Source organism: Streptomyces sp. NPDC058246 (genome assembly GCF_042881985.1).
In the GTDB taxonomy this organism is placed as follows: Bacteria; Actinomycetota; Actinomycetes; order Streptomycetales; family Streptomycetaceae; genus Streptomyces.
The window spans coordinates 120582-132270 of the sequence record NZ_JBHVWZ010000002.1 but is presented as its reverse complement, the minus strand read 5'-3'; the positions used below and the strand labels follow the sequence as shown (position 1 = coordinate 132270).

Sequence of the window (11689 nt, the reverse complement as noted above, 5' to 3'; positions counted from 1 at the left end):
TCAGTCCCATTCCAGGCCGCCGCGCCGCCATACGTACGCGTACGCGACGAAGACGGTGAGCACGAAGAGCAACATCTCCACGAGCCCGAAAACACCCAGGGCGTCGAAGGTGACGGCCCAGGGGTAGAGGAAGACGATCTCGATGTCGAAGACGATGAAGAGCATCGCCGTCAGGTAGTACTTGATGGGGAAGCGCCCGCCGCCGGCCGGCGTGGGGGTCGGCTCGATCCCGCACTCATAGGCCTCGAGCTTGGCCCGGTTGTACCGCTTCGGACCGATCAGCGTGGCCATGACCACGGAGAAGATCGCAAAGCCTGCCCCGAGGGCTCCCAGTACGAGGATCGGCGCATACGCGTTCACGCTCCTCGCTCCTCTCAGTCGGCACTGACTGCTGGCGGTTGCGTCGGACGAGCTCACCCGCCTCACTCGTCCCACGAGCCCCGTGCGTCCCGACGAAGATCGCGTACATGTGAAGCAGGTCACAAGCCCAACTGCCACGCATCTTATGCCCGGCGGTCTGTGATCTGCGACACGGGGTATTGCACAAGCTTTGTGATCTCCACCACCTGACGAACGATCATGAAGTCGGATGAGCAGTGATCTTCACACCCGAAGCGTCCGGTCGATCACCAGAGGTGACATTTCCGCTCGTCATCGCAGCTCCGAGGCGGCGTCTCCATATCAAGAGAATTCCCCTGCATGCAAATTGGTGCTGGACGCGGTGCCTTGATAGAGGGCGCGTTCACACCTCCGTGGGAGGTGCGGGGACGGATGTGGACGCGTGCACGCGTTCACGAGCGGAGGCGGGGCGGACTCCCGCGCGAGACGCCATCACCGAGGTGACCGTTCCGTGACCTGCGCCACATCTACCTATGGGTCAGATAAGCCGGGCTTGGCCACCGGCTTCAACCAGTGGTAAGCGGCGGGCAATCCGGACGTAATACCGAAAGGCCATGATCACGGGCTTGGTGGACCGTGTCCGCAATGCCCGTTACGGCGTCAATAAAGAGTGACGCGCGTTGAATTCGGCCGCGGATTGAACAACTGTGGCGCAGCACACGTTTCTTGAAGGTATGGAGGAGCCCCTGGTACCGCTTGTACCCATGTCCCACACCGCACACATACGAAGCCACCGGAAACCTCGCCGCAACGCGTCGTCGCTCGCGGTGCGCGCCGGAGTTGCCGGTGGCGTTCTCAGCACCCTGGCAGTGGCCGGGGCGTCGGGTTCGGCGTACGCCGACGAGCCCGTGACGCAGACCCTCGAACTGCCCACGCTGACGGCCGACCTGGCCACTCAGGTCGCGCAGTCCGCGGACGCCACCCAGCAGGCCGCGGCCAACTACGAGCTGCAGGCCGAGCGTGACGCGGCCGCCGCAAAGGCCGCGAAGCAGGCCAAGGCGGACCTCGCGGACGCCAAGAAGAAGGCGGAGGCCAAGAAGAAGGCCGAGGCCGCGCGCAAGGCCGCCGCCGCCCAGGCCGCCTCGCGTTCCTCGGAGCGGACCACCCTGTCCGCGTCCGCTTCCCCGTCCACGACGGTCTCCGCCCCGGCCAGCGGCAGTGTCGCGACCGTCATCGCCTTCCTCAAGGCACAGGTCGGCGACGCGTACGTCATGGGGGGCACCGGACCCAACGCGTGGGACTGCTCGGGTCTGGTGCAGGCCGCGTTCAAGCAGGTCGGCGTCGATCTGCCGCGCGTCTCGCAGGACCAGTCGACGGCCGGTACGCCGGTGTCGCTGTCCAACGTCCAGGTCGGCGACATCCTCTACTGGGGTTCGGCCGGTTCGGCGTACCACGTGGGTGTGTACATCGGTAACGGCCAGTACCTGGACGCGGCCAACCCCTCCAAGGGTGTGGTGATTCAGGACCTTTCGGGCTACCCCGCGACGGGCGCGGTGCGAGTCCTCTGACACGTACGGCGTGAGGGCCGCCGCCTCGGGGGCGGGGGCCCTTTCGCCCTACCTTGGGCCGGGTTCGCCCTCCCTGGGGCCAGGTTCGCCCTCCCTGGGGCCAGGTTCGCCCTACCCTGGGTCGGGTTCGCCCCAGACTGGTACGGATTCGCCCTATCCGAGGTCGAATGTGTTGGGCAAGCCCAGCTTGTAGCGGAGTTCGTCCACGCGCTTGAGGGATTCCATCTCCGGCGGCCGGTACAGCTCCCAGATCTCACAGCGCTCGGCGCCCGAATTGTCCGCGTCCAGGAGTGCGTTGACGGCCCGGCGTGCGGACTCGTTGGCGCCTTCCATGGTGGCCAGGTCCACGTCGGTGCGCACGTAGTCGCCGGCGAGGAAGAAGTTCGGCACCGCGGTGCGGGCCGAGGGGCGGTTGTAGAGGGTTCCCGTCGGGTGCACGAGGAGCGGCTCGCGGTTCTGCGGGGCCGGGCCGCCGAGCCCCGTCACCGCCGGGTCCATGAACCAGCCGATCCGGTCGGCGTCCGTGAGCGTGGTCTTCCCGGAGTCGTTGAGGCCGTCCTTGAGCTGCGCCCAGGTCTCGGCGACGATCTCCTCCTTCGTGCACTCCCGGGCCGTCTTGCCGTAGAGGATTCCCGGCTTGTCCCACTCCGAGACGATCGCCGAGAGGCAGTCATGGGCTCTGCCGTCGCCGTAGTCGGCCGAAAAGTCGCGTACGTCCCAGAATTGGGCCTGGCCGATGCCCGTCACCGACCACGGTGAGTCGAGGCAGTTGATGTGCCCGTGCACCACGGGCGTCGGCGTGCGCAGATAGAACTGGATGCCCACCATCCAGTCCGTCTTCAGGGCATCGCACTTGGCGAGCTGCGGGTCGGCGGCGCGCAGGGCCCGGCCCCAGGTCCCCCGCGCATGCTCCACCGGCATCGCCGAGACGTAGTGGTCGGCGGTGACCGTGCGTTCCTGACTTCCGTCGGCGGCCGAGACCCGCACGCCGGTGACGCGCCCGCCCGCGTACAGGACCTCGCGCACCTGGGTACGCATCACGAACTCGACGTCCAGCGAGCGCAGATACGCCTCCCAGGGGGCGATCCACGCCTCACTCGTCGGGGCGTTGAGCACGCGGTCGATGTCGGCGTCGCCGTCCATGCCGCGGCCGAGCAGGCCCCACAGCAGCAGGGCCTCGATGATGACGCGGCCGACCGTGCGCGTGGAGGCCACTTCGGCGCGGGTGGCGACGAGGTTGCGGGTCTGGCCGATGCCGAGGAGCGTCCGGTACTCCTCGCTCATCTCCTCGGCGCGGATGAAGTCCCACCAGGAGGTCTTCTCCCACTGGTCCTCGCGGCGGGCGTCGCAGCTGGTGAGGTGGACGAGGAGGCGGTCGGCGAAGTACGCGGCCTCGTGGGCGGGCAGCCGGGTGCCCAGGTCGAGGACGGACAGCAGTTGGTCGCGGATCCACGAGGTGGTGATGTCGCCGGGCGCGGGCGGGGTGGTCACCCGCCGCAGAGGGAAGTGCAGGTCGGGCCGGCCACCGGCGCGGGCGAAGAGGGCCTCGGTGCCGCCGCGCAGGTTGTCGTGGACGCCGTTCGCGTTGCCGGGGAAGGGAATTCGCCGCATCACGTCGGGGAGATTCCGGTAGAAACCGGGGAAGAACCGGAAGCCGTGTTCGCCGGGGAGCGGCTTACGGCCGCCGTCGGCCGTTCCGGGGACGTCCATCGAGCGGGCCTTGCCGCCGAGGACGTCGTAGTACTCGTAGACGGTCACCGCGTAGCCCCGCTCGGCGAGTTCATGGGCGGCGCTGAGGCCGGAGACGCCGCCCCCGAGGACGGCGACACGCTTGCCCGAGGCCGCGTTCGCGCTTCCGGGCCATAACGCGACGGCGCCGAGAGCGCCTCCGGCACCGGCCAGGAAGCGTCTGCGTGAGTGTCCGATGTGGTCCTGGGACTGTTCCGAGTGTTCTGTTGTCATGAGTACGGGAGGGTAGGGAGCGGCGCCGGAGGCCGGAAGGCCGCCGACCGGCCACCCACAGCATCCACACACCGGCTGAAGGAGAACCAGCCACGCCACGTGGGCCCGCCCGGGGAAAGCCCGTCACATCGGCAACGGGCCCGCCGCCGCCCTGGCTCAGCCGGTTGGCGCCGTCACGCCGCCAAGGGCACGTCGGCTATGCCTTCGGGGCCACCTTGGTAGGACCGAGTCAAAGGTGGTCCCGCATGATCAGGCTTTCGGTGCAACCTTCGACAGACCGTTGATGATGCGGTCCATGGCGTCGCCGCCCGTCGGGTCGGTCAGGTTCGCGAGCATCTTCAGCGTGAACTTCATCAGCAGCGGGTGGGTCAGGCCGCGCTGGGTGGCGATCTTCATGACCTTCGGGTTGCCGATGAGCTTCACGAAGGCGCGGCCGAGGGTGTAGTAGCCGCCGTAGGTGTCCTTGAGGACCTGCGGGTAGCGCTGGAGGGCCAGTTCGCGCTGGCCCGGGGTGGCGCGCGCGTGGGCCTGGACGATGACGTCGGCGGCGATCTGGCCGGACTCCATGGCGTAGGCGATGCCCTCGCCGTTGAAGGGGTTCACCAGGCCGCCGGCGTCGCCGACGAGCAACAGGCCCTTCGTGTAGTGCGGTTGGCGGTTGAAGGCCATGGGGAGGGCGGCGCCGCGGATCGGGCCGGTCATGTTCTCGGGGGTGTAGCCCCAGTCCTCCGGCATGGACGCGCACCACGCCTTCAGGACCTCCCGCCAGTCCAGCTCCTTGAAGGAGTCGGAGGTGTTGAGCACGCCGAGGCCGACGTTCGAGGTGCCGTCGCCCATGCCGAAGATCCAGCCGTAGCCGGGCAGAAGACGGTCCTCGGGCCCCCGGCGGTCCCACAGCTCCAGCCAGGACTCCAGGTAGTCGTCCTCGTGACGCGGGGAGGTGAAGTACGTACGGACCGCGACGCCCATCGGGCGGTCCTCGCGGCGGTGCAGGCCCATGGCCAGGGAGAGGCGGGTGGAATTGCCGTCGGCCGCCACCACCAGCGGGGCGTGGAAGGTCACCTCTCGCTTCTCCTTCGAGTCGGTGTCGCCCAGCTTCGCGTGCACGCCGGTGATGCGGCCGGTGCGGTCGTCGAGGATCGGGGCGCCGACGTTGCAGCGCTCGTACAGCCGCGCGCCCGCCTTCTGCGCCTGCCGGGCCAGCTGCTCGTCGAAGTCGTCCCGCTTCCGTACGAGTCCGTAGTCGGGGTAGGAGGCGAGATCCGGCCAGTCCAGCTGAAGCCGGGAGCCGCCGCCGATGATGCGCAGCCCCTTGTTGCGCAGCCAGCCCGCTTCCTCGGAGATGTCGATACCCATCGAGACGAGCTGCTTGGTGGCGCGCGGGGTCAGCCCGTCGCCGCAGACCTTCTCGCGCGGGAACGCGGTCTTCTCCAGGAGCAGCACGTCCAGTCCCGCCTTCGCCAGGTAGTAGGCGGTGGTGGAACCGGCTGGCCCGGCCCCGACGACGATGACATCGGCGGTGTTTTCGGAGAGGGGCTGGGGCTCGGTCACGGCGGGTTCTCCCCAAGATGCGAAATCAACGTGCTGACGGGCGGTGGACATGGGCAGTCTATGCAGCGGTACTGATCACCTGGTTGAAGGGCTGCCCCGTGAACCGAGCTCTCCCCGACGTACAGCTCCGAGTCCCCACCGACGAGGACGCGTTCGCCTGGCACCGGATCTTCGCCGACCCCGAGGTCATGGAGTTCCACGGGGGCCGGGCGGCCGAACTGTCGGTGTACGAGGAGCTCACCGCGCGGCAGCGGCGGCACGACGCCGAGCTCGGGTTCTGTCTGTGGACCATGGTCGGGTCGGACGGTGAGGTGCTGGGCTTCACGGGCGCGCAGCCGTGGCCGCGCGACTGGGGGCCCCAGGGAGAGATCGAGATCGGCTGGCGGCTCGGGCGGGCGCACTGGGGCAAGGGGTACGCCACGGCGGCTGCTCTCGCCACCCTGGAGAAGGTGCGCGCGGCGGGCGTCTCCCAGGTCGTCGCCATGGTCAGAGCTGACAACGCCCGGTCCATCGCCGTGACCCGACGGCTCGGGATGGAACTGTCCGAGCACTTCCCCCACCCGGAGCTGGAGCAGCCCGCGCACTGCTACCGGCTGGCCCTCTGACGGCTTCCGGCGCCCCGGCCGACCGGCCCTCTCCCGCACGCCACCGGTCGGCTCCCGCACACCCACCTGTCGGCTCCCGCACGCCACCGGTCGGCTCCCGCACAGCGTCCGACGGCTCCGGCACACCACCCGACGGCTCCGGGCAAGCCCCCTGACAGCTTCCGAAAGGGCCCGGCGGAGGCTTACCCTTCCGGTACCGCTGGGGGTGACGTCTGTGTACATACCGCCCGAAACACCCGAAGTGCGCGTACCGCGACTGGTGGGCCTGATGGCCGTGGACGCGCGCGAGACGGCCGAGGCCAGAGGGGTGCTGCTCGTGGCACCCGACCGGCCCGACTTCCCTCACACGGTCGTCGATTACGTCGTACGCCAATTTCCGCCGGCCGGCGCCGAGGTCCCGCGAGGCGCCGTCGTGACCGTGTGGTTCGACCTCGGTGACGCCGAGGGCGGCGCGGGGGTGCGCGAGCCACGGCTGCCCCGTCCGCCGTCTGGCGGGATGCGCCGCGAACTGGACGAACCGGGCGACCCGTTCGAGGTCCTCAGGTAATCGGTGCCAATGCCGCGTGTGCCGGGGCCGCATGTGCTGGGACTGCGTGTGCCGGGACCGCATGTGCCAGGGCCCCGTATGCCGCGGCCCCGTGTGGCGCGACCCCGTGTGGCGCGGCCCTGCGTACCGCGGCCCTGCGTGCCGGGGCCTGTGTCTCGGTCAGGCCTTGAAGCCCCGGTGCAGTGCCACCACGCCGCCGGTCAGGTTGCGCCAGGCCACCTTCGACCAGCCCGCCTTGCGCAGCCGCTCGGCCAGCTCGGGCTGGTTCGGCCAGGCGCGGATGGACTCGGCGAGGTAGACATACGCCTCGGGGTTGGAGGAGACCGCGCGGGCGACCGGCGGCAGCGCGCGCATCAGGTACTCGGTGTACACCGTGCGGAACGGCGCCCAGGTGGGGTGCGAGAACTCGCAGATCACGACACGTCCGCCGGGCTTGGTCACCCGGTACAGCTCGCTCAGCGCGGTGTCGGTGTCCTGCACGTTGCGCAGCCCGAAGGAGATCGTGACCGCGTCGAAGGTGTCGTCCTTGAAGGGCAGCTTCGTAGCGTCGCCCGCCGTGAGCGGCAGCCAGGGGTTGTTCCTCTTGCCGACCCTGAGCATGCCGAGGGAGAAGTCGCAGGGCACGACGTACGCGCCGGTGCGGGCGAAGGGGAGGGACGAGGTCGCCGTACCGGCCGCCAGGTCCAGGATCTTCTGCGCGGGCCGGGCGTCGACCGCCTTCGCGACCTCCTTGCGCCACAGCCGGGCCTGGCCGAGCGACAGCACGTCGTTGGTCAGGTCGTACCGTTCCGCCACGTCGTCGAACATCGAGGCGACTTCGTGCGGCTGCTTGTCCAGGGATGCGCGGGTCACGGACCCATTGTGGCAGTACGGACTGTGGCAGTACGGACCGGGCGACTCTCCAGCGCCCGGCCCGTACGCCGGTCTTCATCCGGACGCCTTACGGCAGCTCGTACGCCCATACGCCGCTCTCCGTCCGGACGCGTCACGGCAGCTTCTCCTTCTACGCCGATCTTCATCCGGGCGCCTTGCTGCAGCCCGTACGCCGCTCTCACGTGCCCCCTGAGGGGAGCAGCTTCGGCTTCTTCTTCGCGGCCACGTCCTCGACCCAGCCGAACAGCGGGATCGCGATCCAGATCAGCACCCAGCCGATGCCGAACATGAACCACTGGCTCTCCAGTGGCAGCCACTTCTCGAAGGCGGGCACCTTCCAGAACTGATCGATCAGCGGAACCGCGAGCACCAGCGCGATCTCGTGCCAGAGGTAGATCGTCACGGCCCGCCCGTTGAAGATCGTCACCGTCCGGTCCAGCCGCTTGAAGCGGGCGAGCCAGGCGAAGTCGACGTCGTAGTACGCCTTGAAATACATCAGCAGCGTGACGAAGCCGGCCGACCAGAAGGTCTGGGCGAGCGGGATGTCGTCCATGTCGTACGACCCGGTTTCGGCCTGGTGGGTCAAGGCGTACCAGCCGCCGTAGGCCAGCGCGGCCAGCGACAGCAGGATCACCGCGGCGGGCTTCAGCCGCTGGAGCACGCCCTCACGGTGCGCGAATCCGACCAGCCAGCAGAACAGGAAGGTGGCCAGGTCCGTCAGGCCGCTGCCGAAGCGGTTGTCCGGCGGCTGCCACCCGTACTGGAAGACCACGATCGGCACGAGGGAGAGCAGCAGCACCGGGACCGGCGCCTTGCGGAACACCTTCAGGAGCACCGGCGACAGGAGGACGAACCAGAGGTATGCCCGCAGGTACCAGAGGATCTCCCAGGCCTGCATCCCCCACTGGTTGCCCGGCGGGTCGCCGACGGGCACGACCCAGAAGACGATCTGCCAGCCCGGCATCCAGCCGTGGATCAGCATCGCCAGCACGACGAAGAATCCCCAGAACCAGAAGGGCGGCAGCAGTCGCCGCATCCGGCTCTTGACCACCTTGAGCGCGGGGCGCTCCAGGGACCTGGCCATCAGGGTGCCGGCGAGCGCGAACATCACGCCCATCGACGGGAAGATCATGCTTGCCCAGGGCCAGCCGAAGGTGTGGTAGGCCACGACGCGGACGAGCGCGATGGCGCGCAGCGCGTCGAAGTAGCGGTCGCGACCGCCCCTCGGCTTCGCCTTCGTCGCGGGGTCGGAGGGCAAGCCCTCTGGCTTCCCGGCGCCGGGGCTGGGGCTGGGGTTAGGGCTGAGGCTGGGGCTGAGGTCGGGTTCCACGGCGCCGTCCGCTGTGAGATGTGCCCACCCTCCCCCGAGCTCTCGGCCTTGCTCGACCAGGGGGGACCCCCATCGCCCTGCGGGACGTTCGCCCACGGCCGTGGCTGCAACGGTGGCGGCACCGGGCTCCGGTTCCACCGGCGGCAGGGGGGCCGTGCTGTCGGGGTACCGCAGGCCCTCGTCGGCGTACCCCTGGCCGTGGTCGGGGTACGGCTGGGTGTACTGGGTGTGCTGGGTGGGCTGGGTGGGCTGGGTGGGCTGGGTGGACTGGGGATATGCCTGGCTGTACTGCTGGGGCTGCTGTCCGTAGCCGTACGGATCCTGCTGACCCCCATACCCGTAGCCGTACTCCTCTTGTCCCTGCCCCTGCCCCTGCCCGTGCCCCTGCCCGTGCCCCTGTTCCTGCCCGTGCCCCTGTTCCTGTCCGTGTCCCCGCTCGTGCCCCTGCCCCTGCCCCTGTTGTTCCGCGCCCCAGCTCATCTAGCTCACTCCTGCCGGGGTTCCGACCTCACCCGTGCGCTTGAGCTTCTGCCAGCGGAGGCGTCCGCCGGTCAGGGCCGTGACGCAGGAGTGGATCAGAACCAGGTACATCATCTGGCGGTACGCGAGTTGCTGCAGCGGCAGCATCGCGAGGTAGCGGTACTTCTCCCGGTCGAGTCGGAACGCGTAGGCCGCGCAGACGAGTTGGACGGCGAGGACACCCAGCCAGGCGAGCAGTGCCGCCTGGAAGTCCACGAAGATCATCGAATAGACGGTGAACACGTCGATGAGCGGTGCGAAGACCGGCGTGACGATCTGGAAGAGCACGACCAGGGGCATGCCCACGCGGCCGAAGCGGCCCGAAGGACCCTTGTCAGTGAGGGACTTGCGGTGCTTCCAGAGCGCCTGCATGGTGCCGTAGGACCAGCGGTACCGCTGCGACCACAGCTGCTTCAGGGAGCCCGGCGCCTCCGTCCAGGCCCTCGCGTGCTCCTGATAGACGACCCGCCAGCCCGCGCGGTGCATGGCGATGGTGATGTCCGTGTCCTCGGCGAGCGTGTCCTCGCTCATGCCGCCGACTTCAAGGACCGCGTCCCGGCGGAACGCGCCGATCGCGCCCGGGATGGTGGGCATGCAGCGCAGCAGGTCGTACATGCGACGGTCGAGGTTGAAGCCCATCACGTACTCGATGTGCTGCCAGGCGCCGATCATGGTGTTGCGGTTGCCGACCTTGGCGTTGCCCGCGACCGCGCCGATCTCCGGGTCCGCGAAGGGCTGCACGAGCTGGTGCACGGCGTCCGGTTCGAAGACGGTATCGCCGTCCATCATCACGACGATGTCGTAACTCGCGTTGCGGACACCGTTGTTGAGGGCGGCCGGCTTGCCCGCGTTCTCCTGCCGGATGACGCGGACGTTCGGCATACCGAGCGACTCGGCGATCTCGGACGTGTTGTCCTCGGAACCGTCGTCGACGACGATGATCTCGATCGGATGGGTGCTCTTCGCCAGCGACTTGAGGGTGTTGGCGATGCACTCCTTCTCGTTGTACGCGGGCACGATCACGGTCACCGGCCGGGTGACCGTCGGCCCCCAGCTGAACTTCCCGCCCTTCCCGTCCTTGCCGGCCTTGCCGCGCTTTCTGTTGCGCTGTCGGTAGTGGCGACGGGCGAGGATCAGCATCATCCCGAAACGGCCCATCACGGCGACGCCGACGACGAGGAGGAGCCAGGACAGCACCGGCACGACCCACTCGGCGACCGCGACCGCCCAGATGAGGGCCCTGCCCTCGTAGAGGGTGGCACCGGTGGCCTTGCTGTGGGCGGCCTGCTCGACGCGCTTCGAGGAGACCGCGTTACCGGCCGCCTGCCCGCCGGCCTGACCGGTCGCCACCCCACCAGCCTGCCCCGTCGCCTCCCCATCGGCCTGACCGGTCGCCACCCCACCAGCCTGACCTGTCGCCTGACCTGTCGCCTGACCTGTCGCCTGACCGGCGGTCTGCCGGCCGGCCGTCGCGCCGGCCGCCCGCTGGGCGTTCTGCGGGGCGTTCTGCCGCGCGAGTTTGGCCTCGGCGCCGCTCACGGTCGTGAACGTGTACCCCTTGGCCTTCATCTTCTTGATGTACGTGCCGAGCGCCTGCACCGTCTGCGCGCGGTTGCCGCCCGCGTCGTGCATGAGGACGACGGCGCCCTCGTTGTTCTTCGGCGTGGCCCACTGCACGATCTTCGAGACGCCGGGCCGCTTCCAGTCGTCGCTGTCGGTGTCGACGAACACGCTGGTGTAGCCCAGGTTGCCGATCTCCTTGTAGACCGGCCAGCTGTAGTTGTCGACGGCGTTGATTTCCGAGGAGTACGGGGCCCGGAACAGCGTGGTCTGGATCCCCGCGGCGCCCGCGAGGGCCAACTGGGTCTGCTTCAGCTCGCGCTGGAGCCGCGCCGTGCCCTGGTAGGAGAGGTCGACGTGGGTGAAGGTGTGGATGCCCACCTCGTTGCCCTGGTCCACCAGGTCCTTCACCACGCCCGGGTCGCGGGTGACCATCGAGCCCACCATGAAGAAGGTGGCCTCGACGTCGTTGTCCTCCAGGACCTTGAGAATCTGCGGAGTCCACGTCGGGTTGGGGCCGTCGTCGAAGGTGAGCGCGATGGTCTTCGCCGGGATGGACTGGGTTTTCGCCGTGCCGTTGTCGAACGTGAGGATGGGACCGCCGTCGAGGATCTTCTGCGGCACCTTGTCGTAGGCGGCTCCGTCACGCACCCGCGAGTCGTTGCCGATCTCGGAGCGCAGATAGCCGTCGAGCAGCATCACGCTGATGAGCCCGAGCAGGAGCAGCAGGGCGAGGATGACACGCGGTTTCTGCAGCGCCGCGGCCCTGCCGGCCGCCCGCTCCATCTTGGAGGGGGCTCGCCGACGGCCGCGCGCGGGCGTCGTAGTCATAAGG

General features: G+C 68.9%; 9 protein-coding genes. 3 read left to right on the top strand and 6 right to left on the bottom strand.

Features of this window, described 5'->3' with window-relative positions:
- Complete coding sequence (locus ACFVXA_RS03105) at window positions 1-360, bottom strand: NADH-quinone oxidoreductase subunit A (RefSeq protein WP_007383963.1); 360 nt, start codon at window positions 358-360, stop codon at window positions 1-3.
- Between the two features lie 713 nt (window positions 361-1073).
- Between ACFVXA_RS03105 and ACFVXA_RS03100 the strand changes: the two genes are divergently transcribed.
- The gene (locus ACFVXA_RS03100) at window positions 1074-1907 is read left to right on the top strand and encodes an NlpC/P60 family protein (RefSeq protein WP_362018644.1); all 834 of its coding nucleotides are present in this window, start codon (window positions 1074-1076) and stop codon (window positions 1905-1907) included.
- A gap of 153 nt (window positions 1908-2060) precedes the next feature.
- Here ACFVXA_RS03100 and ACFVXA_RS03095 read toward each other — a convergent pair whose 3' ends face one another.
- Window positions 2061-3869, bottom strand: coding sequence for an FAD-dependent oxidoreductase (locus tag ACFVXA_RS03095; RefSeq protein ID WP_390023634.1), 1809 nt, complete (start codon window positions 3867-3869; stop codon window positions 2061-2063).
- Between the two features lie 249 nt (window positions 3870-4118).
- Window positions 4119-5420, bottom strand: a complete 1302-nt coding sequence (locus tag ACFVXA_RS03090; RefSeq protein ID WP_362018641.1) for a geranylgeranyl reductase family protein — start codon at window positions 5418-5420, stop codon at window positions 4119-4121.
- A gap of 98 nt (window positions 5421-5518) precedes the next feature.
- On the opposite strand from ACFVXA_RS03090, the gene ACFVXA_RS03085 reads away from it, so the two are divergent.
- Both ACFVXA_RS03085 and ACFVXA_RS03080 read left to right on the top strand, forming a co-directional pair.
- A complete protein-coding gene (locus tag ACFVXA_RS03085; protein WP_362018639.1) occupies window positions 5519-6025 on the top strand; it encodes a GNAT family N-acetyltransferase in 507 nt (168 codons plus the stop codon).
- A 241-nt stretch (window positions 6026-6266) separates the two neighbouring features.
- On the top strand, window positions 6267-6572 hold the full coding sequence (locus ACFVXA_RS03080; RefSeq protein ID WP_383736469.1) for a PASTA domain-containing protein: 306 nt from the start codon (window positions 6267-6269) through the stop codon (window positions 6570-6572).
- Window positions 6573-6731: 159 nt separating this feature from the next.
- On the opposite strand, the gene ACFVXA_RS03075 is transcribed toward ACFVXA_RS03080, so the two are convergent.
- From ACFVXA_RS03075 to ACFVXA_RS03065, 3 genes are all read right to left on the bottom strand, one after another.
- On the bottom strand, window positions 6732-7424 hold the full coding sequence (locus ACFVXA_RS03075) for a demethylmenaquinone methyltransferase (protein ID WP_383736471.1): 693 nt from the start codon (window positions 7422-7424) through the stop codon (window positions 6732-6734).
- Between the two features lie 199 nt (window positions 7425-7623).
- On the bottom strand, window positions 7624-9255 hold the full coding sequence (locus ACFVXA_RS03070; RefSeq protein WP_390023632.1) for an acyltransferase: 1632 nt from the start codon (window positions 9253-9255) through the stop codon (window positions 7624-7626).
- Complete coding sequence (locus tag ACFVXA_RS03065) at window positions 9256-11685, bottom strand: glycosyltransferase (RefSeq protein WP_389511879.1); 2430 nt, start codon at window positions 11683-11685, stop codon at window positions 9256-9258.
- Window positions 11686-11689: the final 4 nt, after the last annotated feature.

Bases quoted from the DNA above. Each gene is read 5' to 3' on its own strand.
- ACFVXA_RS03100 (WP_362018644.1), top strand. From the start codon at position 1,074: ATGGAGGAGCCCCTGGTACCGCTTGTACCCATGTCCCACACCGCACAC.
- ACFVXA_RS03095 (WP_390023634.1), bottom strand. From the start codon at position 3,869: ATGACAACAGAACACTCGGAACAGTCCCAGGACCACATCGGACACTCA.
- ACFVXA_RS03070 (WP_390023632.1), bottom strand. From the start codon at position 9,255: ATGAGCTGGGGCGCGGAACAACAGGGGCAGGGGCAGGGGCACGAGCGG.
- ACFVXA_RS03065 (WP_389511879.1), bottom strand. From the start codon at position 11,685: ATGACTACGACGCCCGCGCGCGGCCGTCGGCGAGCCCCCTCCAAGATG.